Source organism: Aeromonas sp. PrichA-15, assembly GCF_017939245.1.
GTDB lineage: Bacteria > Pseudomonadota > Gammaproteobacteria > Enterobacterales > Aeromonadaceae > Aeromonas > Aeromonas caviae.
Genome location: NZ_JAGKRH010000307.1, coordinates 1 through 21791, shown reverse-complemented (window position 1 = coordinate 21791; position 21791 = coordinate 1). Strand labels below are relative to the sequence as shown.

The window sequence follows — 21791 nt, the reverse complement described above, 5'->3', positions numbered from 1 at the left end:
TTTGCGCTTTGGTGGCATCCATGAATATCGACTGGGAGAAGCTCCGCCACAAGTAACGGAGCTAACAGGAGACCAGCAGATCATTTTGGAGGTATTGGGTGAGCGCTATCGGCAAATTTATTCCTAAATCAGGTGCGGAATGTCGGGTTTAATGTGATCGACGACTTCAACCGCGAAGCACTGTGCATCGAGGTGGATTTCTCCTTGCCTGCCACACGGGTCAAACGGGCGCTGGAGCAAGTGATCGCGTGGCGGGGAAAGCCGGTGGAGATCCGCTGCGATAATGGCCCGGAATATATCAGCGAGGAGCTCAAGCGCTGGGCTCAGCAGGAATGGATAGCGCTACGGTATATCCAGCCGGGCAATCCCCAACAGAACGCGTATATCGAGCGGTTTAACCGCACGGTACGTTACGACTGGCTGGGTCATTACCTGTTTGAGTCACTGAATGAATTGCAGGCATTTGCCACAAACTGGTTGTGGACGTATAACCATGAGCGGCCCAATATGGCGCTGGGTGGCTACACACCAAAACAGCGCCTAATGCAGGCCGCATGACCTCTACTTTTGAGTGCCCCTAAGAATGGGGGGAATACCATCGCACTGGCCTATCGGGCTCTGATGGCTGGCATCAAGACCAGATTTATCAGCGCAGCAGACCTGATGTTGCAGCTGCAAGCAGCTCAACGACAGGAGCGGCTTAATGCCTACTTCAGACGTGTCGTGATGGGGCCGCGTTTACTGGTGATCGATGAGATAGGCTACTTGCCGTTTGGGCGTGAGGAAGCAAACCTGTTTTTCAATGTGATCGCCAAACGTTATGAGAAAGGGAGCCTGATCTTGACGAGCAATCTGCCCTTTAGCCAGTGGGCCAGCACCTTTGCCGATGATCGGACACTGACGGCAGCTATGCTCGATAGACTGTTACATCATGCACACATCGTTCAGATCAGCGGTGAAAGCTATCGTTTGAAAGAGAAACGCAAAGCGGGGGCCACACCCCAAACCAATTAACCCCATGTCCGGGTGGATCACTTTTCAATCGGCGAAATTAGCCAGAGTGGATCAGTTTTCGGTCGGCGTTGACAAATAGCCAGGAGTTCGCCTCGTTGCCGAGTCAAATTGTGCCACGGCTGGCCGACCAGGGGCGCTACTTGGCCAGTGAGTCGAGCTTCTATCGCATCTTGCGGGCGGTTGACCAGCAGCACAGGCGTGGCCGGAGCCAGCCACCGCGTCATGTGCCGGTACCAACCAGCCATACCGCGACTGGGCCCAATCAAGTGTGGTCCTGGGATATCACCTACTTGCCGTCACTCGTGCGCGGCCAGTATTACTACCTCTATCTGATAGAGGACATCTACAGCCCAATCTTGTCAGGACACCTCACTCATTCCCTTCCCGGGCCATGAAGACGTTTTTCTGTTGCATCTACTGCTCCTCGGCAACTTGGGCAATCAATGACCATGCCAGCGGTGTGCCAGCCTGGATATCCTGGCTGGCACGGCGACCCAGTAGGGAGGGAAGATGAACCGGGGGCAACCCGTGGGCTGGCCGGATGGAGCGAACATTGCGGGACGTGAAGGTATCCCCCGCTTTCATGTCCTCGCAGACGAAGAGGGAGCGGGCAAATTGCCGGTTTCGCAGCGTCTTGTCGTTGAGTTGGTAGCTAACCTCTCCCAGGGCGGCCTCGACTTGTCGTACTCCCTCGACCATATGAGCGAATTCATCCGGTGTCATGGAGAAGGAGGCATCCGGCCCACCCAAGGTGCGGTCCAGGATGAAATGCTTCTCTATCACGCGGGCGCCCAGGGCGGCGGCAGCCATGGCGACCGCCTCTCCCAGAGTGTGGTCGGATAATCCCACCTGGACACCAAACGTCTGCCTCATATTGGGGATAGTAAGCAGGTTGGCTTCTTCCACCGGGGCGGGGTAGGAGGAGGTGCACTTGAGCAATGTGATGTCGTGATTGTCCATGCGGCGGCAGGCCTGCACGGCGGCATCGATATCGGCCAGGGTGGCGATGCCGGTCGAGATGATCATCGGCTTGCCCTTGCTGGCGGTGTACTCGATCAAGGGAATGTCGGTGATCTCGAAGGAGGCGATCTTGTAGAGGGGGACGTCGAGAGCCTCCAGAAAATCGACGGCACTGGGGTCGAAGGGGGTGGAGAAGAAGATGAGCCCCTCCTTGTGTGCTTCTGCCTGGATGGCGGCATGCCACTCCCAGGGGGTGTATGCCTCTTGATAGAGCTTGTGCAGGGTGGTGCCATCCCAGAGAGTGCCCTGATTGATCTGGAAGTACTCGTTGTCGCAGTCAAGGGTGATGGTGTCGGCCGTATAGGTCTGGATCTTGATGGCATCGGCCCCGCACGCTTTGGCCGCGCGCACTGTCGCGAGGGCCGTTGCCAGGTCGTGGCCGTGATTGGCCGACAGCTCGGCAATGATGAAGCATCGATTCGGATTGATGACGCTAGCCATGGCTTGGGTCATGGATGTTTCCACTCCTGTTCAGTGAGCCCCATGAGCACGAGATCGACATAATTGGTTGTCTGGGGGCGGCTGATGGCCTCTCGCCAGGCGCCTTCATGGCGAAAGCCTGCGCGCAGATAGGCCTGGATGGCTCTTTCATTGTCTGCCGCCACCTCGAGCTTGAGGGTGTGCAGCTGGGCGACCTCGAAGGCGAGCCGGTTGACGGTGGCCAGCAGGCGGGCGCCCAGCCCCTTGTCGGGGCGAAAGGGATTGCGATAGATCCCGAGCCAGGCTAGGCGGTTGTGCCAGTCCAGCCTATGCAGGGAGATGACGCCGGCAGGCCCCTTGTCGTCCTGGCAGAGATAGTTGACGTTGTGAGAGTCCTGAGACTGACGCGCCATGAAAGCACGGTGCGCAGCCAGAGTGATGTCGCCCCCTGTGTTCATCCAGCGAGCGACCTTCGGATGGTTGCGCATCTGCCAGACGGTGATCACTTGCTGCTCGTCCAGCATAGCGAAGGGGATGAGGTGGATCCCGGCGAGATTGAAGCGCTGCAGCAGCACTAGGCCTGGTTGAGCCATGCGAGTGCCTCCAGGGTGCCGTTGCCCGCCATGAGTGCCTGCAATCTGTGCGCCCGTCTGGCGCGCTCGTCCGATGCCGACAGCCTGGACAGCCCCTGTTCCAGGCGGGAGATCAAGGCGGGATCATGCCACCATCCCCCAGAGAGAAAGGCATCGGGGCAGCACCAGCCAGCCAGCTGGTTGGCCTGGTTGTCGGCGACGCCGATCAGCATGCCAGGCAGGCCACAGCGAGCCAGCTCATAGGCAGCCTGCCCGGCTGCACTGATGGCAAGATCGCAGTGACACATGAGGTCAGCCATCTGGGTTGCGTCGAGGTTGTGATGTTGTCTGCATCCCCACAGGCGGGGATCCGGTTCCCGGTTGACGACGTGCAACTCGGCATCCGGGGCGTGCTGGTGCAGCAAGGTCACCAGACTCGGCGTCAGGTCGCGGATGTCGGTTCCCCCCATGATGATCAGGATGCGCTCGATGCGCTCTGAGACTCGAGTGCGGGGAGGCACGGACCAGAACGGGGGGCGTAGGGGCTGCCAGCCCGGTCCCCAGCGCCAGGTGGCGGAGCCGGATGGGATGCCCGGGGCGCCGGGGCAAGCGTGGATCACCAGCCCCTGGGGGTAATCCAGCCGTTCGGTATCATCGAGGTACATCACCCGTGAAAAGCCTGCCGAGATGCTCTGCAGGGTCTCCAGAGTGGCCGAATAGGAGTCGACGATGGCGACCGCCTGTTGCGGGGAGATACGCTGCTGCTGCCAGTTGCCCCAGCTGACGGATTCCCCCTTGAGCATGGCTTGCGCGAGTTCATCGCCCTCTATCACCCAGTGGACCTGGCCGCCCTGTTGTCGCCAGGCGGCGGCATAGGCGCCGCAGCGGCTGAGGTGACCGAGGCCCCGGGCCTTGTCCCCTTCACTGAAAATCCACAGAGGCAGCACTCAGCGCACCTTGAATACCGGCTGGATGGCCTTGTCCGCGTCCAGGCGAATAAGCGCCGGCAGGATCTCGGCGTAGACGGCCAGCAGGGTGTGGACATCTTCTTCACCGTGGGCAAGGTTCAGGTTGTGACTGCCGAGGCTGAGGATGGCCCGCTTGCACAGCTCCTGGATGAAATAGCTCTTGAGCAGCCAGCTTGGGGCATTCAACTGTTGGGACAAGGTATCGAGTCGACGCATTTTCTTGCTCACGGCATTGACTGCGAAATAGTTGAGATGACTCAATAGGCAGCTGGCATTTCCTCTACTGTAAATGTTCAAGGACAGGGCATTTTCTGATGTCGTAGAGAAAATGTGGGCACTCATGATGTGACTTCCTCCTGCTTGAGCAATTGCCACAGTAATTCGGCCCTGCGCCAATCCTCGAGGGTGTCTATGTCTTGAACCCGGTGCCTTGGCAGCATCAGGGGGCTGGCATTGGCACTGAACAGCCGCTGCTCGGTTAACCAAGCTGTGGGCTTACCCCAATAAAATTGCCCCGCATCGTGTAAGACCTCGGGTAAGTCCTGGGAGCGGGTGGGAAAGTGTTCGGGAAAAAGCATTTCGACACCATCACCAGATCGAATAAATCCTCTGTAAGGAGAGTAATCAAAAGTAGTGGCACTAAAAACAAAATGCTGATGGCCCTCTTCTAGTATATTTTGGCCAGTACGTAGGTCATCCGCACGGACGAAAGGCGCCGTTGCATATAGACAGCACACTGAACCGAGTTGCCATCCTTGTGAGATGGCCCAGTTGATGGCGTGTGCGATCACTTCTTGGGTTCCCGCATGGTCATCGGCTAAATCAGGAGGGCGGATAAATGGCACACTTGCACCGTACTGAAGAGCAACTTCTGCGATCAGTTCATCATCGGTTGAGACGATGATTTGATCAAAACAGCCCGCGTCCTGTGCAGCTCTAATTGAATGCACAATCATAGGAACACCAGCAAAAGGACGGATATTCTTACCCGGAATGCGTTTGCTTCCTCCCCGAGCAGGGATGATGGCCAGGGTCTGTGCTGTGGTCATAGGAGTTTCCATGTCATAGAGGTCGGGCTGTCGAGAGTGATACACAGTATTTTCTGACTAGCGGGCCAAGCGTTGTATAGCTTGGATTACATGGCTCTGCTCTTCGTCACTCAGAGTAAAATAGAGAGGCAAAGAGAGACAATGCTGATAATAACGCTCTGCTACCGGACATGATCCTGTTTTGTCTCCATATTGCTCACGATACCAAGGATGATGATACACAGGAATATAGTGAACCTGAGTGCCAATGCCCTCAGCCATCAATGAAGCCATGACTTCGCTGCGGTTCTTACCAATAGCTGCATAATCGATTTCTACCACATAGAGATGGAAACAAGAGGAGAGCCCCTCCATTTCCTGGGGAGTCTTAAGCCAGGAAAGTTCTGCCAGTACCTGGTTATATTGCGCTACCAGGGTACGGCGGCGCGCCTTGAACAGATCTAGGCGTTGCAACTGGCTTAAGCCCAGGGCCGCCTGCATGTCAGTCATGCGGTAATGCCAGCCTAGGGTCTGCATCTCGTGATACCAGGGCCCCGGTTGTTGGCTGACTAGAGCAGGATCTTTGGTAATGCCATGGCTGCGTTGCAGCAACATGCGCTGATACAAGGTAGGGTCATTCGTCATCACTGCACCCCCTTCACCACAAGTAAGAGTTTTTACAGGGTGAAATGAGAAGATGGTGGCATCCGAATAGCGACAACTGCCAACCGGACTACCATCGGCGTAGCAGGAGCCAATCGCATGGGCTGCATCCTCGATGATTTTTAGACCATGTTGTTTGGCGATGAGGGAAAGAGCCGGCATGTCCGCAGGTTGACCTGCAAAATGAACAGGGCTGAGTAACCGAGTGGCTGAAGTTATACGGGCCGATACTGAGCTGGGGGATAGGTTATAGCTGATGGGGTCTATATCTGCGAATACCGGGTTGATACCACAGTAAACCATGCTGTTTGCCGTGGCGGCAAAGGTAATGGGTGTAGTGATACCTTCACTACCTTCGGGCAATTCCATAGCTGCAACCGCCAAGTGCAAAGCAGCAGTACCACTTGCTGCTACTAGGCAATACCTAGCCCCTGTATAAGCACAAAGGGCCTGTTCGAATTCGGCGATTTTAGGGCCTTGAGTCAGGAACTCGGAGTTTAGTACTGCAGTGACAGCAGCTATATCTGCCGCCGTAATGTCCTGCTTGCCATAAGGGATCATTCCGCCAGTACCTCCTTATTGAGTTGTTGTAGTTCACTCTGGGACATGAAGACTGGGTTATTGAGAGAATTGTATTCAAATCCAATAGGCACGCTGTAACCCTGCTCTCCTGCAGCACTGATAGAAAAGTCATCGTTACGGTGATTGAAGGTGATACTGGGAGCGATGACGTAATAGTCGTCAAATTCATAGGTGTGGTAGGAGTCGTCAGCCGGACACATCACCTCGTGCAATTTCTCGCCCGGACGGATGCCGATGATCTCCTGGGGCAAGTCCGGCGCCATGGCGCTGGCGAGATCCGTGATGCGTACCGACGGGATCTTCGGAACGAACACTTCCCCCCCTTTCATGCGGGCAAAGTTGGTCAGCACGAACTCGACCCCCTGTTGCAGGGTGAGCCAGAAACGGGTCATCTCGGCATGGGTAATGGGCAAGCTGCTGGCCCCTTCCTTGATCAGGCGATCGAAGAAGGGCACCACAGAGCCCCGGGAGCCGACTACGTTGCCATAACGTACCACGGAGAAAATGGTGGGGTGCTTGCCCGCCATATTATTGGCGGCGACGAACAGCTTGTCGGAGCAGAGTTTGGTGGCGCCATACAGGTTGACCGGATTGGCCGCCTTGTCGGTGGAGAGGGCGATCACCTTCTCGATCCCGTTGTTGAGGGCCGCCTTGATGACGTTTTCCGCACCATGGATGTTGGTCTTGATGCACTCCATGGGGTTGTATTCGGCGGCAGGCACCTGCTTGAGGGCGGCGGCATGCACCACGAAGTCCACGCCGTGCATGGCCATGTCCAGGCGCTCGGCATCCCGTACGTCACCGATGAAATAGCGCATGCAGGGGTGATTGAAACGCTGCTGCATCTCGAACTGCTTGAGTTCATCACGGGAGTAGACGATCAATCGGCTCGGCGTGTAGAGGGAGAGGACAGCCTCGATGAACTTCTTGCCAAAGGAGCCGGTTCCCCCGGTGATCAGGATCGTTTTGCCGTTGAACATGTCATGGTCCCGTTATGAAGTGAGTGTTTGTTAGATTCAAGAGCATATTTTATGCCATAACCAGCGATATGGGAGAGAGCATCGCCGTGACGAAGGCGGTATCAAGGAGTTGGCGCGCTGCTCCCGGCGATCGCCTCGCATATCTGCTCCACCGCGTTGAGGGCGCGGGGGGTGAAGCGGTGCAGTTCATCGGCGTTGATGAGGGCGAGCCGTTGGTGTTTGACGGCGTCCAGCATGGGCCACTGCCGCCAGTGATCCAGCACGGAAGGATCCTGGCCGCCAGCCAGGATAAGCCCGGGATTGGCCTTGATCACCTGCTCCAGCCCGACCTGGGGGTAGGCTGCTCCCGTATTCGCCATGATGTTGCGTCCGCCGCAGAGGGTGATGGCCTGCCCCGGCCAGGTCGAATTATTGACGCTGGTGAGCGGCGGGTACCAGAGCTGATAGAAGGCAGACAGGGGCTTGGGCTCGCCGTAGCGCGCAGCCAGGGCGTCGAGCCGGGTCAGATAGGCGCGGGCTTGCTCGTCGGCTCTGGGCGTGAGCCCGAGCAGGTGCCCCAGGCTGCGCATCTCGGTGGCCAGGGAGGCAAAGTCGGTGGGCTCCGAGTAGAAGACGGGGATGCCGAGGCGCTCGACCGGGCCCAGCATGCGGGCCTGGGCGGAGCGCCAGGCCACTACCAGATCCGGCTTCTGGGCCAGCAGCGCCTCGAGGTTGATGCTGCGATAGTTGGCCACCCGGGGGAGGTTGGCCACCTCGGCGGGGTAATCGGAGGCATCGTCGGTGGCGACCACGCGATCCCCGGCGCCGATATCGAACAGAAGTTCCGTCAGATGGGGAGTGAGGCTCACGATGCGCTGCGGCGGGGTGGCCATGGCGCACAGTGAGGTGCCCAGCAGGCAGACAAGCAGGCCCAGGGCACGAAGGGAAACGCGATCAGCCATGATTGAGCGCCATCCATGTCAGGAGCAGCGAGAGCCCGAGCCAGCCCCAGCCGGTCAGTTGCAGACGTTGCAGCAGGCGCAGGGGCAGGTTGGCATCGGGTTCGCTCCCTTCATCAAATACCGGAAAGCGAACCAGCTGGCCCTGATAGTAGCGGGGGCCGCCGAGTCGGCGGCCCGTCGCCCGGGCCAGCAGCGCGAGCAGGACCCCCATGGCGGGATGGGGCCAATGCAGCGCAGGTCGCACTCTGTTGCCCAGTCCGCGCACTTGGGTCAGGCACAGGGGGAGCGCCAGCAACAGGATGGCGGGGGCGCAGAAACCCTGATAGAGCGCCGCAGCCGGGCGGCCGAAGTGGACGAACGCGCTTTGCTTGGGGTTCCACGCCAGATGGGTCAACTGGGCGAGCCGCACCAGCAGGGCACCCTGTACCCCGGCCAGGGCGAAGCCCAGCAGGGGGGCGGCCCACTGACCCACGATGCGCAGTACGCAGGTCTCGCTCACCGCCTTGTTCAACCCCATCACCGAGAGCTTGCCGGTTTCCCGCTTGAGCCAGGGGGCGACCTGCAGCCTCGCTACGACCAGCGTCTCCTGGGTCGCCAGGGCGCAGCTCCCTCGGGCGAGTTCCCGCAAGGGGCGGGATTCGAGCATCAGCAGCAGGAACAGGAGGTCGAACAGGGGCTCGGACAGGGAGAGATTGCGCACCGCCCAGAGACCGGCAGCGCAGGGCACCCAGACCACCAGCAGGGCAAGGAGCCCGGCCTGGCTCTGCTGGCGTGGCGTGCCGTCGGGGCGATAGACCTTCTGGCCGAGGCGGGTGAGCAGAGACACGGCTGCGCCGGGTCGAAAGCGTGCGGGCCAGGGCAGCAGGGCCTCCAGCAGGGCGGCCCCCACCATGATGGCCGCCGTCGTGGAGGCGAGGGCGGTCATCAGGGCATCCCAGGAGGGGGCGTCGATCACAGCTTGCCGAGCAGCGCGATGATCACTTCGGCGGAGTGTTGACCCGCCACCTCGATGAAGGCATCGAAGGATTCCACCTGCTCCTTGCCGGCGATGTCCGACATGGCCCGTACCACCAGATAGGGCACCTTGAACATGTGGCACACCTGGCCGATGGCGGCCCCTTCCATCTCCACCGCCAGCATCTGCGGGAAGTCGGCGCGGGCTTTCGCAATCGCCTCGGGCTTGCACATAAACTGATCACCGGTGCAGATGAGCCCGACCTTGGTCTGGTGCTTGCCTTGCTCGGCAATGCAGGCTTGTGCCAGGGCGATGAGCTTTTCGTCGCAGGGGAAGGCGGCGGGCTGCTGGGCCATCTGGCCCATTTCGTAACCGAAGGCGGTCACGTCCACGTCGTGGAAGCGCATCTCGCTCGCGATGACCACGTCACCGATGTGCAGATCCTGGGCGAAGCCGCCGGCAGAACCGGTGTTGATGACACAATCGGGAGCGAACTTTTCCAGCAGCAGGCTGGTGGCGACGCTGGCGGCGACCTTGCCGATGCCGGAGCGGGTCAGGATCACCTCTTTACCGGCCAGCTTGCCCTGATAGAACTCGCAGCCGCCCAGTTGCAGGGTGGTGGGCTCGCTCAGCTGGCTGCGCAGCAGGGCTACTTCCTGCTCCATGGCGCCGATAATACCTACTTTCATCATCTACCTCGTCTCGATGGCCGCTGGGCCGAAAAAGTTGGCGTGGATGATAGCAAAACTTGGCGGTGGCGCCGAGCATTGCGATGGCGCGGATGGGGGGTCAGGGGTAGCGTCTGGCCAGGGCGGCCAGTTCACCACTGTCTGCGAGCCGTTGCAGGGTGTTGGCGAACAGGGTCAGGCGCTCGGGGGCACTGTGGCGATGGAACAGGATGTAGAAGGGAGTCTCTTCCATCACGGTGGGCAGGATGCGGATCTTGTCGGCCAGCCCCTGTTCGCGCAAGTCGGACTCAAACCCCGGGGAGCGGTAGTAGACGAAACGGCCGCGCTTCATCAACAACTTCTCGTAGTTGGCCTGGTTGCTGATCCCGCCGCTGTCGATGATGAGGCCGCCGATGTCCTGGAGCCGGGCGATGGCGCCGCTGCCATGGTTGATGAGGATGATGCCCCCCTGGCCGAGGGCCCTGACATCCTGCCAGCTGCGTATCTCGACGGGATCGTCACGGCGCACCGCCAGGTGGTAGCGCACCGTGAAGATGGCGGGGGTCAGGACGATGAAGTGATCCCGCCTGGCCGGGCTCTCTCCCACGCCGCAGATGAAGTCCAGCTGGCCGTGCTGCACCTTCTTTTCCAGCCGTCGCAGCGGCAGGAAGCGCTGATCTCCCTCAATGCGAAGGGCAGGCTCCTTCGCTTCCATGAGCCGGAAGACATCGACGCAGATCCCGCCGACATGCCCGTCGGGGAGCGTCACGTACTTGGGGGACGACGCCTGTTGTGCGGCCGTATGAAAGACCTCGGTGGCGCCAATGGCCCTGGTGGTGAGGACAAGCAGGCACAGCAGCAGGATTATCCTGAGGGTCATCCGGGCAGGCTTCCGATGGGATTCAGGCGCCGTACATCAACCAGTCAAAGGGCGCCGGGGGCTCAACATTAGGCGATTTCCCCCTCTTATTTCAAGGGGGGCGCGCTGTCGTCACCGGGAGCACGGGGCTTGAGGGGGGTGATCAGCCGAGCGCGGTGTCGAGGGTCATCATCAGGGCGAAGCCCGCCATGAGACCCAGGGTGGCGTGGGTCTGGTGGCCGTTGCGGTGGGTTTCCGGGATCACCTCGTGGGAGACCACGGGTTGCATGGGGCATCGGCGTCTCACCCCAGGGCTGTATCCAGTGTCATCATCAGGGCGAAGCCCGCCATGAGACCCAGGGGGGCGTGGGTCTGGTGGCCGTTACGATGGGTTTCCGGGATCACTTCGTGGGAGACCACGGGTTGCATGAGGCATCGGCGTTTCATCCCAGGGCTGTATCCAGCGTCATCATCAGAGCGAAGCCTGCCATCAGGCCCAGGGTGGCGTGGGTCTGGTGGCCGTTGCGATGGGTTTCCGGGATCACTTCGTGGGAGACCACAAACAGCATGGCACCAGCCGCGAGCCCCAGACCAATGGGGTAGGCGATGGCCATGCCGCTGGCAAGCCCCACCCCGAGCAGGGCCCCGAGCGGTTCCAGCAGGCCGCTGGCGATGGCCACCAGCACGGCCAGCGGGGGACGAAAACCGGCGGCGCACATGGCGAGCGCCACCGCCAGCCCCTCGGGAATGTCCTGCAGGGCGATGGCGGTGGTGAGCGGCAGACCGACGGCCATGTCACCCTGGGAGAAGCTGACCCCGATGGCCATGCCCTCCGGCAGGTTGTGCAGGGCGATGGCGAACACGAACAGCCAGACCCGGGAGCAGCTCTCGTGGCCGGGACCGCAGGGCCCCGTCTTGTCGTGCTCATGGGGGGTGAACTGATCCAGCCCCAGCATCAGCAGGACGCCGAGAGCCATGCCCGTCACCACCACGGCGGCGGCGAGGAAGCCGTCGCCTGTGATCCCCTCCGCGGCCTCGAGGCCCGGCAGCAACAGGGAGAAGGCGCTGGCGGCCAGCATCATGCCGGCGGCAAAACCCAGCATGGCGTCTTCCACCCGTTGGGGAACGGCCCGCAGGAACAGGGCCGGCAGGGCGCCGAGCGCCGTGGCGGCAAAGCCGGCGGCACCGCCGATGAGGCCATAGCGCATGCCGGCGGTGATGTCACCGGCCGCCAGCACGACCAGACTCTGCACCAGGAGCAGCAGCACGGCGACCAGGGCGAGCAGCAGCCCCAGGGCGATGAGGGGGCGATCTGCTATCTGCTCGCGCAGTTGGACAGACCAGGAAGGGGAGAGGGTCGATACGTTGTCCATGGGGCCTCTGAAGACAGGAATGGGGAGAGACGAACGGCCATTACATAACCTGGCCCCTGCTTTGTCCATGACGACGGACCGATTGTGGCAATCGGCTCAAGTTTTGCGTCGAGCTGGTCGCTACTGTGCTGGCAGCCTCGTGGCGGGCACAAGGCCCGGCGTGGGGCGAGCGGGAAGCAAGGGATCCCCTCTCTTTGCTCCCATCGTCATTTCCCGTCAGGAGTCTCGGGTCACCGCTTACACGGATGTGATCATTGTGCCACTGCACATCTGCAGTCGAGGATCACCAGCCAACATGTCTTACAAGCATCTCTCCATCGGCAAGAAGATTGCCGCCGTCTTTGCGGTCATTGCTGTCATCAACGCCGTCTTCGGCCTGTTTCTCGCCACCGAACTGCGGGACATTCGGGATCGGGTATTGAACTTCACCGACTCCACCCTGCCAAGCGTGCTCTCGGTTGACAACCTGCCCTACGACGTCTCCTATGTGCGCCGTGCCCAGTTTGCCCTGCTGATGGTGGAAGATGCCGTCGACAGGCAGGTTCGCCGCGCCCGCATCCAGGAGAGCCTGGGCAAGGTGCAGCAGGTCATGGATGCCTACGAGGCAACCGTGGGGGCCGAGCATGAACGCCAGGCCTTCAACCGCGTCAAGCAGCAGCGGCTGCAATATCTGGGGGCCGTCAACCAGGTGGATGCCCTGTTGTTCCAGGGCAGCAGGGATGAGGCCAGGGAGGCGCTGTTTCGCTCGAACGGGCTCTACACCGAGCTGGAGCTGGCGGTGCGTGCCCTGGTGAAGGTGAATCTTGGCTTTGTGGAAGAGAACCGTGGCAGCCTGCTTGGCAGCGTCACCATGGTGATGACCTTTGCCGTGGTGAGCATCGCGACCCTGCTGATCTTCATGGGGGTCATGACCTGGTTCCTCACCCGCCAGATCTGCCTGCCCCTGCAAGCCGTGGTGGCCTAGGCCAATGCCATCGCCCTGGGAGATCTGACCCATCGGCTGGATCGCCAGCACATCGGGCAGGACGAACTGGGGATGCTGGCCAGCGCCTCCCTCAAGATGCAGGACAACCTGCGTGGGCTCATCGAGGAGGTGGCCGCCGCCGTGACCCAGCTGGGGGCCGCCATCGAGGAGGTGAGCGCGGTCTCCGAGCAATCATCCCAGGGGATCCAGAGCCAGCAGCAGGAGATAGCCCAGGTCGCCACCGCCATGGCCCAGATGAAGGCGACGGTAGCGGATGTGGCGGGCAACACCGAGGTGGCCTCGGAGTCGGCAAGCTCTGCCAATGCCCTGGCTCGTCGCGGCAGTCAGGATGTGCAGGGGGCCCTGGATGCCATCACCCGGGTGGCTGGTGAGATGGAGCAGGCGGGCAACCTGGTGAGTGAACTGGAGAAAGAGTCCGCCCAGATCAACCTGGTGGTGGATGTCATTCGCGGCATTGCCGACCAGACCAACCTGTTGGCACTCAATGCCGCCATCGAGGCGGCCCGTGCCGGTGAGCAGGGGCGCGGCTTTGCGGTGGTGGCCGACGAGGTGCGCACCCTGGCGGGGCGTACCCAGGCCTCCACCGGCGAAATCGTCGCCATCATCGAGACCCTGCAGGCCCGTGCCAACCGGGCGAAGTCGGTGACCGGCCAGAGTTGCGAGATGATCCGCCAGTGCGTGAGCCAGAGCGAACGCACCAGCGCGGGCATTCGTCAGATTGAAGAGGCGGTGGCCCAGATAGCCGACATGGCGATCCAGATTGCCAGTGCCTGTGGCGAGCAGGATGCGGTCTCCGATGAGCTGGGCCGCAACGTGGCGCGCATCAACGACTCCTCCAACGAGGTCGCGACCGGCGCGGATCACACCGCCAAAGCCTGTCTGGAGCTGAGCCAGCTGGCGGCGGGTCTGCGCCAGAGCATGGGGCGCTTCCGCCTGGCCTGACGGTGGCCGCAGCCAATGAAAACGGGGCCCTGGGCCCCGTTGTTTTTCTCACCGCCAGGCGGCGTGGGCTCAGGCGCCCAGGCCGGTACCGGCGTCTTTCTTGGCAATCAGCTCAATCTTGTAGCCGTCCGGGTCTTCCACGAAGGCGATGACGGTGGTACCGCCCTTCACAGGGCCCGGTTCGCGGGTGATCTTGGCGCCGGCGGCGCGCAGCGCCTCGCAGGTGGCATAGATGTCGTCCGCTTCCAGGGCGATGTGACCATAGGCGGAACCGAGCTCGTATTCGCTCACGCCCCAGTTGTAGGTGAGCTCGATGACGGCTTCATCCTTCTCGTCGCCGTAGCCGACGAAGGCCAGGGTGTACTTGTATTCGCTGTTCTCGCTCTTGCGCAGCAGTGTCATGCCCAGCACTCGGGTGTAGAAGTCGATGGAACGTTGCAGATCGCCGACGCGCAACATGGTATGCAGAATTCTCATTGCTCAATTCTCCGGGTTGGTGGATTGGTACTGCCTTGAATCCATTGCCCGAGACCGGATCCGCAGAGGCCTGCAGATCAACTCTCGGGATAGACCTTCTCTTTGTATTCGCACAAATCTTCGATGATGCAGGAGCCGCAGCGGGGCTTGCGGGCGAGACAGGTGTAACGCCCGTGCAGGATGAGCCAGTGATGCACGTCCAGCTTGAACTCGGCGGGGACCACCTTGAGCAGCTTCTCCTCCACCTGATCGACGTTCTTGCCCACTGCAAAGCCGGTGCGGTTGGAGACCCGGAAGATATGGGTGTCGACGGCGATGGTGGGCCAGCCGAAGGCGGTGTTGAGCACCACGTTGGCCGTCTTGCGGCCGACGCCGGGCAGGGCCTCGAGGGCCTCGCGATTCTCCGGCACCTCGCCGCCGTGGCGCTCCAGCAGAATGGCGCAGGTCTTGATGACGTTCTCGGCCTTGGTGTTGAACAGGCCGATGGTCTTGATGTACTCCTTGACCCCATCCACCCCCAGATCCAGCATGGCCTGGGGGGTGTTGGCCACCGGATAGAGCTTGTCGGTGGCCTTGTTGACGCTCACGTCGGTGGCCTGGGCCGAAAGCAGCACGGCGATGAGCAGCTCGAAGGGCGTGGTGAAGTTGAGCTCTGTGGTGGGATGGGGGTTGTCATCGCGCAACCGCTCCAGGATCAGCCTGCGTTTCTGGTTGTTCATGGCTCTCTCTTGTCTCAGAGCTGGGTAGTGCGGGCGCCCGCCGCCGGCACGGTGCAGTGGGCCTTCTCGGCACTCTGCTTGCGGCCCATCCAGTCGTTGATGGCGTTTTTGCCGGCGATCATCAAACCGAGGCCGATGAAGCCGCCGGGGGGCAGGATCGCCAGCAGCAGGCTGGCGTCGGCGTGGAACAGCTCGACGCGCAATGACTTGGCCCAGTCACCCAGCAGCAGCTCGGCACCGTCAAACAGGGTGCCCATGCCGATGATCTCGCGAAGGCCCCCCAGTACCAGCAGCACCAGGGTAAAGCCCAGCCCCATCATGAAGCCGTCGAGGGCGGCAAGCAGGGGCGGGTTCTTGGAGGCATAGGCTTCGGCGCGGCCGATGATGACGCAGTTGGTGACGATGAGGGCGATGAAGATGCCGAGCGCTTGATAGAGGCCGTAGGTGTAGGCGTTCATCAACAGCTGCACGCTGGTCACCAGGGCCGCGATAATCATCACGTAGACCGGGATGCGGATATCCTTGGGCACCCAGTTGCGCACCAGGGAGACGGCGAGGTTGGAGCAGACCAGTACCACCATGGTGGCAAGGCCGAGCCCCAACGCATTGGTAAAGGTGGAGGAAACCGCCAGGGTGGGGCAGAGTCCCAGCACCTGCACTAGGGAGGGGTTGTTCTTCCACAGTCCCTGCAGCATCAGCTCCTTGAGCTCTTCGCGGCGGCCACTTTCCCCGGCGGGTTGGCTGGCCGTGTCAATCACGTCGACTTGTTCCATAGCGTGTGCTCCGGCGTTAGGGGTTGGTATGGCAGGAGGGGGCATCGTGCAGCAGTTCGGGGTGCTCCTGTTGCAGCCTCAGCAAATTTTTCACCGCCTTGACCACGGCCCGCGGGGTGATGGTTGCCCCGGTGAAGGCGTCGAATTCGCCGCCATCCTTCTTCACCGCCCAGGTGGTGTCGTTGTCGGCCGTGAGGGACTTGCCGGTGAAGCTGTCGATCCAGCTGGATTTCTTCAGTTCTATCTTGTCACCAAGCCCCGGGGTTTCCTTGTGGGCCAGCACCCTGACCGCACTGACGGCCCACTTGGCATCGGTGCCGACCACCATGCGAATGGCTCCACTGTAACCATCGGGGGCCACGGTTTCCAGCGCGTAGCCGGTATGAACCCCCTTAAGGGTGGCGGTATAGAGGGGCATGGGCTCATCGCTGCCTAGGTATTCCCGGCTGCTGACCAGCTTGCAACTGGCCACCAGATCGTTGTCATAACTCCCCTCGGGCAGCAGGGCCTGCAGGGTGCGCAGCTTCTCCAGCTCTTGCTGGTGGGCGATGCGATCCCGGGTCAGTTCGTTGGTCAGCACCACCATGGCGGTGCAGCCGAGGGCAAAGAGGGCCAGGGTCAGGCCATTCTTGCGCATGCTTTTCAACATGGGAGGCTCCCTGTCTCGCGTCTGCGGCAATTCAGATGTGGGTTCATTTGCGACGGGCTCCATAGACCTTGGGGCGGGTCAGACTGTCAATCAGGGGAACGCACAGGTTGGCCAGCAACACGGCGAAGGCGAAGGCATCCGGATAGCCGCCAAAACGGCGGATGACATAGACCAGCACGCCGATGAGCACACCGTAGACGAGGCGCCCCTTTGTGGTGGTGCTGGCACTCACCGGATCGGTGGCGATGAAGAAGGCCCCGAGCATGGTGGCACCGCTGAACAGGTGCAGCATGGGGGTGGCAGTGGCATCCGGGGTGGCCAGATAGCCCAGGGTGGCAGCGAGCAGCAATGCGCCCAGCACGGCAGTCGGAATGCGCCAGTTGATCACTTTCTGCTGGAGTAGGAAGAGGCCTCCCAGCAGGTAGCCGAGGTTGACCCAGCTCCAGCCGATGCCACCCCAGCCCTCGAAGACCTTGTGGGTCATCACTTCGGTGGCGGTCAGCCCCTGGGTCAGCCCGGTCTTTAAGGTATCCAGCGGCGTTGCCATGGTCAGGCCATCCACCCCCTGCTTGAGCTGCAGCATGCTGTAGCCGTCGAGACTGAAGCCGGTGAAGATCACCGAGGCCGCATCGGCGAAGCCGATGTCGTAGGCGGCGATGCTGGAGGGGGGCAGCCAGCTGGTCATCTGGACCGGGAAGGAGACCAGCAGCAGCACATAGGCCACCATGGCAGGATTGAACAGGTTCTGACCGAGCCCGCCATAGAGATGCTTGGCGATGATGATGGCGAACGCCGTGCCCAGCACCAGCATCCACCAGGGCAGCAGGGGGGGCAGGGAGAGACCGATGAGCACGGCGGTGAGCGCCGCGCTGCCATCCAGCAGGGCCGGTTTGACGGGGCGGCCGCGCAGGCGAAGGACCAGGGCCTCCGAACCCAGGGCCGTGACCAGCGCCAGCAGGATCTGGATCAGGGTCCCCCAGCCGAAGAACCAGGTCTGCGCCAGGAAGCCGGGCAGGCAGGCCAGGATCACCAGCACCATCAGGGTCTGGGTCTGTTTGCGGTTGTGGGCAAAGGGCGCACTCGCGATATTGAACATGGATCAGTGGCTCTTGTCGGTCGAAGGGGAGGAGGCAGCCTCGGCCGCCAGCTTCTTGGCTTTGGCCCGGGCGATGGCGGCGGCGATGGCCGCTTTCTTGGGGTCCACCTCGGCGGCGGGTCCGGATGCGGCGGCAGGGGCCTCGGCGGTGGCGGTATCGCTTGTGTTTGCGGAGATGCCACCTGCGTCCAGCGGTGCGTTACCTTGCGCCTGGGCGGCTTTCTTGGCCTTGGCCCGGGCGATGGCGGCGGCGATGGCCGCCTTCTTGGGGTCCACCTCGGCGGCGGGTTCGGATGCGGCAGCAGGGGCCTCAACGGCGTTATCGGTTGTGTTCACGGATGTCTCACCCGCGACCACAGGCCCGTCACCTTGCGCCTGGGCGGCTTTCTTGGCCTTGGCCCGGGCGATGGCGGCGGCAATGGCCGCCTTCTTGGGGGCCACCTCTGCGGCGGGCTCGGATGCGGCGGCCGGGGCCTCAATGGCGTTATCGGTTGTGTTCACGGATGTCTTATCCGCGTCCGGCGGTGCGTCCCCTTGCGCCAGGGCGGCTTTCTTGGCCTTGGCCCGGGCGATGGCGGCGGCAATGGCCGCCTTCTTGGGGTCCACCTCTGCGGCGGGTTCGGATGCGGCGGTCGGGGCCTCAACGGCGTTATCGGTTGTGTTCACGGATGCCTCCCCCGCGACTACCGGCCCATCCCCTTGCGCCTGAGCAGCCTTCTTGGCCTTGGCCCGGGCGATGGCGGCGGCAATGGCCGCCTTCTTGGGGTCCACCTCGGCGGCGGGCTCGGATGCGGCGGCCGGGGCCTCAACGGCGTTATCGCTTGTGTTCACGGATGTTTTATCCGCGACCACCGGCCCATCACCTTGCGCCTGGGCAGCCTTCTTGGCCTTGGCCCGTGCCAGGGCAGCGGCGATGGCGGCCTTCTTGGGATCCAGCTCTGCCTTGGGAGGTTGCTCCCCAGGTGCCGGGGTGTCAGTCAGTTCATTGCCCTCGCCATTGGCGGCCTTGGCGGCACGACGGGCGATGGCCTCCTGCTTGCGCGCCTCACGGGCGGCAATCATGGCCTCGTTGTCCGGTGCGGGTTCACTCACGGCCACCTGGGCCGTCTCCTGTTTGGCTTTGATACGGGCCAGGGCGGCGGCGACCGGATCTTCGCCCCCGGCCGTCGTCATGGCCTGGCGACGCTGGGCTGCGGCCTCGGCGTGGCGGGCTTCGCGGGCCGCCTTCTCACGCTCGAAGCGAGCCTGCTTGGCCTCGAAGCGCTGCTTGGCACGTTCGGCCTTCTCGGCCTCGGCACGGGCCTCGCGGATGTCATCCTTGGCGATCTTGTAGTACTGCACCAGGGGGATTTCGCTCGGGCAGACCCAGGCACAGGCGCCGCACTCGATACAGTCAAAGAGGTTGAGCTTCTCGGCCTTGTCGTACTCCTTGACCCGGCTGTACCAGTAAAGCTCCTGGGGCAGCAGGGTGGCGGGGCAGGCATCGGCGCAGGCACTGCAACGGATGCAGGCCTGTTCCGGGCCGGGGGGCGGCAGCTCGGCGCGGGTGGGGGAGAGCAGGCAGTTGGTGGCCTTGACCACGGGGACCATGGCGTGGGGCAGGGTGAAGCCCATCATGGGGCCCCCCATGATGACCCGCTGATCCGCCTCCGGTTGCAGCTCGAAACGCTGGAGCAGCCAGCGTACCGGCGTGCCCAGACGCACCCAGGCATTGCCGGGTTTCTTGAAGGCGTCGCCGGTGAGGGTGACGATGCGCTCGATGAGCGGCTCCCCATCGATGATGGCGCGCTTGATGGCAAAGACGGTGGCGACGTTGAGCACCATGATGCCCATGTCGACCGCCCTGCCTCCCTTGGGCACCTGGCGTCCGGTGAGCAGCTCTATGGTCTGTTTGGCGCCGCCGGAGGGGTACTTGGTCGGTACCGACTTGACCAGCACGTCGGCGTCGCTGGCATGGCGGGTCAGGGCCTCGATGGCCGCCGGTTTGTTGTCTTCCACCCCGATCAGGGTGAGCTTGGGCTTGAGCAGGTGCTTGAGTACCCGGATGCCGTCCATGATCTCGTCGGCGTATTCCTGCATCAGACGGTCATCTGTGGTGATGTAGGGTTCGCACTCCAGCCCGTTGACGATGAGGATCTCGGTGAGCTGGCCACGGCCGTCGAGCTTGCTGTGGGTCGGGAAGACGGCGCCGCCGAGACCGGCGATGCCGGCCTGCTGGATGCGTTCGAGCAACGCCCCCCGCTCCAGGTTCCAGTAGTCAGGCTGGGGTGTGCGCTCGCCCCAGGCATCGTCTCCGTCCGGGGTGAGGAGGATGCAGAGATCGTCAAGACCGGAGGGGTGCGCCACCGTGTGCTGCTCGATGGCGGTGATGGTGCCCGAGGTGGAAGCGTGCACCGGCACGATGCGTCCCTTGTCAAAACGGGTGAGGGGTTGCCCTTTCTTGACCTTGTCCCCCACCCGCACCAGCAGTTCGCCGGCCGGACCCGCGTGCTGGCGCACCGGAATGATGAGCTGTGGGGGAAGGCCCGCGTCAACGACGGGGGTCAGGCTGGACTGGTGCTTGTTCTCGGGGGGATGGATGCCGCCGTGAAAATCCCACAGAGTGCCGGCTTTGATGCGTTCGAGCAGATGCTGCATGGTTACTCCGCTGTTTATTCCACTATCTTGACCGGAATGGCGATCTTGGCCAGATCCCATTTCCAGTTGTCGACCGTGGTCGGCACCGGGATCATTTCAATACAGTCGGTCGGGCAGGGGTCGACGCAGAGGTCGCACCCGGTGCACTCGGCCGCGATGACGGTATGCATCGCCTTGGTGGCACCCAGGATGGCGTCGACCGGACAGGCCTGGATACACTTGGTGCAACCGATGCACATGTCTTCGTGAATGAAGGCCACCTTCTTGACGGGGATTGCCGCGTCTTCACCGCCGTCCAGAGACTGGGGCTCGACCCCCATCAGGTCGGCAATCTTGCGCATGGTGGCGTCGCCACCGGGCACGCACTTGTTGATCTTGTCGCCATTGGCCAGGGCGTCGGCGTAGGGTTTGCAGCCCGGGTAACCGCACTGGCCGCACTGGGTCTGGGGCAACAGAGCATCGAGCTGATCGACGATGGGATCGGCCTGCACATGAAACTTGACGGCGGCAAAGCCGAGAATGATGCCGAAGGCCAGGGCAAGCAGGGCCAGCACCAGAATGGCAAAGAGTATGTGAATCATAGCGTTATATCTTGATGAGGCCGGTAAAGCCCATGAAGGCCAGCGACATCAGGCCAGCGGTGACCATGGCGATGGAGACGCCACGAAACGGTGCCGGCACGTCGGCGGCCACCAGCCGCTCACGCATGGCGGCAAAAAGGATCAGCACCAGGGAGAAGCCGACGGCAGCCCCGAAGCCGTAGATGATGCTCTGGATGAAGTTGTGGCGCTCGTTGATGCTGAGCAGCGCCACGCCGAGCACGGCACAGTTGGTGGTGATGAGCGGCAGGAAGATGCCGAGCAGGCGATAGAGGGTCGGGCTGCTCTTGCGGATCACCATCTCGGTGAACTGGACCACCACGGCGATCACCAGAATGAAGCCCAGGGTGCGCAGGTAGGCGATCTCCAGCGGGATCAGGATATAGTGCTCCATCAGATAGGAGCAGGCGCTGGCCAGCGTCATGACGAAGGTGGTGGCCAGACCCATGCCGATGGCGGTTTCCAGCTTGCCGGAGACACCCATGAAGGGGCAAAGGCCGAGGAACTTCACCAGCACGAAGTTGTTGATCAGCACGGTGCCGACCAGTAAAAGCAGGTACTCAGTCATTGAAGATGGGTTATCCGGTATGAAGGCGGCCGTATTATCTGATGTTAGGTGCCTTTAGACAACCGCAAGGCCGTATGGTTATTATTCGAATGCCCAATTCTTGACATCCTCCCCCACCTTAGCGCTTCGCGTCACAGGAGGGGGATTCCCATTACTTGGTGATAGCTGCTCGCGCAGTACCGGGTTCCTGCTTCATCGGGCGGCCTGATTGCACCACGCCTCCACAGGCTAAAACGGCGTGTCCCGCCGCTAAAATATTGCGAGCGCCGTTCACATCGGCGTTCGCCTCATAACCACACGCAG

General features: G+C 62.0%; 20 protein-coding genes and 6 pseudogenes. 4 read left to right on the top strand and 22 right to left on the bottom strand.

The features are described 5' to 3' along the window. Positions 1 to 147: 147 nt before the first annotated feature. The 3 pseudogenes from J9889_RS21960 to J9889_RS21950 all read left to right on the top strand — a co-directional run. A pseudogene (locus J9889_RS21960) lies at positions 148 to 558 on the top strand (integrase core domain-containing protein); the annotation flags it as partial. Between the two features lie 39 nt (positions 559 to 597). Further along, a pseudogene (locus tag J9889_RS21955) lies at positions 598 to 1014 on the top strand (ATP-binding protein); the annotation flags it as partial. A 68-nt stretch (positions 1015 to 1082) separates the two neighbouring features. Then, a pseudogene (locus J9889_RS21950) lies at positions 1083 to 1364 on the top strand (IS3 family transposase); the annotation flags it as partial. 64 nt (positions 1365 to 1428) lie between these two features. On the opposite strand, the gene pseI reads toward J9889_RS21950, so the two are convergent. The 14 genes and pseudogenes from pseI to J9889_RS21880 all read right to left on the bottom strand — a co-directional run bounded on the left by pseI (position 1429) and on the right by J9889_RS21880 (position 12043). Next, positions 1429 to 2487, bottom strand: coding sequence for a pseudaminic acid synthase (gene pseI, locus J9889_RS21945; RefSeq protein ID WP_210558199.1), 1059 nt, complete (start codon positions 2485 to 2487; stop codon positions 1429 to 1431). Further along, positions 2484 to 3047 carry a UDP-4-amino-4,6-dideoxy-N-acetyl-beta-L-altrosamine N-acetyltransferase gene (gene pseH, locus J9889_RS21940; protein ID WP_210558197.1) on the bottom strand — a complete coding sequence of 188 codons (564 nt, stop codon included), beginning with the start codon at positions 3045 to 3047 and terminating at the stop codon, positions 2484 to 2486. The genes pseI and pseH overlap by 4 nt, the downstream gene beginning before the upstream one ends. Beyond that, positions 3029 to 3973 (bottom strand): hypothetical protein, encoded by a 945-nt coding sequence (locus J9889_RS21935; protein WP_210558195.1) that lies wholly within the window; start codon positions 3971 to 3973, stop codon positions 3029 to 3031. Before J9889_RS21935 ends, pseH begins: the two co-directional genes overlap by 19 nt. Then, positions 3974 to 4210 (bottom strand): hypothetical protein, encoded by a 237-nt coding sequence (locus tag J9889_RS21930; protein WP_246878162.1) that lies wholly within the window; start codon positions 4208 to 4210, stop codon positions 3974 to 3976. A gap of 122 nt (positions 4211 to 4332) precedes the next feature. Beyond that, a complete protein-coding gene (gene pseF / locus J9889_RS21925; RefSeq protein ID WP_210558193.1) occupies positions 4333 to 5043 on the bottom strand; it encodes a pseudaminic acid cytidylyltransferase in 711 nt (236 codons plus the stop codon). Between the two features lie 57 nt (positions 5044 to 5100). Continuing rightward, on the bottom strand, positions 5101 to 6246 hold the full coding sequence (gene pseC / locus J9889_RS21920) for a UDP-4-amino-4,6-dideoxy-N-acetyl-beta-L-altrosamine transaminase (protein ID WP_210558190.1): 1146 nt from the start codon (positions 6244 to 6246) through the stop codon (positions 5101 to 5103). Continuing rightward, positions 6243 to 7247, bottom strand: coding sequence for a UDP-N-acetylglucosamine 4,6-dehydratase (inverting) (gene pseB / locus J9889_RS21915; protein WP_210558188.1), 1005 nt, complete (start codon positions 7245 to 7247; stop codon positions 6243 to 6245). Before pseB ends, pseC begins: the two co-directional genes overlap by 4 nt. A 101-nt stretch (positions 7248 to 7348) precedes the next feature. Then, positions 7349 to 8188, bottom strand: a complete 840-nt coding sequence (locus J9889_RS21910; RefSeq protein WP_210558186.1) for a cobalamin-binding protein — start codon at positions 8186 to 8188, stop codon at positions 7349 to 7351. Then, the gene (locus tag J9889_RS21905; protein WP_210558184.1) at positions 8181 to 9113 is read right to left on the bottom strand and encodes a cobalamin biosynthesis protein; all 933 of its coding nucleotides are present in this window, start codon (positions 9111 to 9113) and stop codon (positions 8181 to 8183) included. The genes J9889_RS21910 and J9889_RS21905 overlap by 8 nt, the downstream gene beginning before the upstream one ends. 26 nt (positions 9114 to 9139) lie before the next feature. After that, positions 9140 to 9832 (bottom strand): 5'-methylthioadenosine/S-adenosylhomocysteine nucleosidase, encoded by a 693-nt coding sequence (gene mtnN, locus J9889_RS21900; RefSeq protein WP_210558181.1) that lies wholly within the window; start codon positions 9830 to 9832, stop codon positions 9140 to 9142. A 100-nt stretch (positions 9833 to 9932) separates the two neighbouring features. Continuing rightward, positions 9933 to 10691 (bottom strand): transporter substrate-binding domain-containing protein, encoded by a 759-nt coding sequence (locus J9889_RS21895; RefSeq protein WP_210558179.1) that lies wholly within the window; start codon positions 10689 to 10691, stop codon positions 9933 to 9935. A 142-nt stretch (positions 10692 to 10833) separates the two neighbouring features. Further along, a pseudogene (locus tag J9889_RS21890) lies at positions 10834 to 10950 on the bottom strand (ZIP family metal transporter); the annotation flags it as partial. A 23-nt stretch (positions 10951 to 10973) separates the two neighbouring features. Beyond that, positions 10974 to 11090 (bottom strand): annotated as a pseudogene (locus J9889_RS21885) (ZIP family metal transporter); the annotation flags it as partial. 23 nt (positions 11091 to 11113) lie between these two features. Beyond that, a complete protein-coding gene (locus J9889_RS21880) occupies positions 11114 to 12043 on the bottom strand; it encodes a ZIP family metal transporter (RefSeq protein WP_210558177.1) in 930 nt (309 codons plus the stop codon). A 295-nt stretch (positions 12044 to 12338) separates the two neighbouring features. Between J9889_RS21880 and J9889_RS21875 the strand changes: the two are divergent. Beyond that, positions 12339 to 13970 (top strand): annotated as a pseudogene (locus tag J9889_RS21875) (methyl-accepting chemotaxis protein). Between the two features lie 69 nt (positions 13971 to 14039). Here the strand turns inward: J9889_RS21875 and gloA are convergent. The 8 genes from gloA to rsxA form a co-directional block, all read right to left on the bottom strand. Further along, positions 14040 to 14447, bottom strand: a complete 408-nt coding sequence (gene gloA, locus J9889_RS21870) for a lactoylglutathione lyase (protein ID WP_010674310.1) — start codon at positions 14445 to 14447, stop codon at positions 14040 to 14042. Positions 14448 to 14524: 77 nt separating this feature from the next. Further along, a complete protein-coding gene (gene nth, locus J9889_RS21865) occupies positions 14525 to 15166 on the bottom strand; it encodes an endonuclease III (protein WP_005302279.1) in 642 nt (213 codons plus the stop codon). A 14-nt stretch (positions 15167 to 15180) separates the two neighbouring features. Then, on the bottom strand, positions 15181 to 15939 hold the full coding sequence (locus tag J9889_RS21860; RefSeq protein ID WP_010674312.1) for an electron transport complex subunit E: 759 nt from the start codon (positions 15937 to 15939) through the stop codon (positions 15181 to 15183). Positions 15940 to 15955: 16 nt separating this feature from the next. Beyond that, positions 15956 to 16588 (bottom strand): electron transport complex subunit RsxG, encoded by a 633-nt coding sequence (gene rsxG / locus J9889_RS21855; RefSeq protein WP_210558175.1) that lies wholly within the window; start codon positions 16586 to 16588, stop codon positions 15956 to 15958. Positions 16589 to 16631: 43 nt separating this feature from the next. Beyond that, entirely contained in the window at positions 16632 to 17684 is a 1053-nt protein-coding gene (rsxD, locus tag J9889_RS21850; protein WP_210558173.1) for an electron transport complex subunit RsxD, read from the bottom strand. Between the two features lie 3 nt (positions 17685 to 17687). Beyond that, positions 17688 to 20321 (bottom strand): electron transport complex subunit RsxC, encoded by a 2634-nt coding sequence (gene rsxC / locus J9889_RS21845; protein ID WP_210558171.1) that lies wholly within the window; start codon positions 20319 to 20321, stop codon positions 17688 to 17690. A gap of 14 nt (positions 20322 to 20335) precedes the next feature. Beyond that, a complete protein-coding gene (rsxB, locus tag J9889_RS21840; RefSeq protein WP_210558170.1) occupies positions 20336 to 20902 on the bottom strand; it encodes an electron transport complex subunit RsxB in 567 nt (188 codons plus the stop codon). Positions 20903 to 20906: 4 nt separating this feature from the next. Continuing rightward, complete coding sequence (gene rsxA, locus J9889_RS21835; RefSeq protein ID WP_039038677.1) at positions 20907 to 21488, bottom strand: electron transport complex subunit RsxA; 582 nt, start codon at positions 21486 to 21488, stop codon at positions 20907 to 20909. Positions 21489 to 21791: the final 303 nt, after the last annotated feature.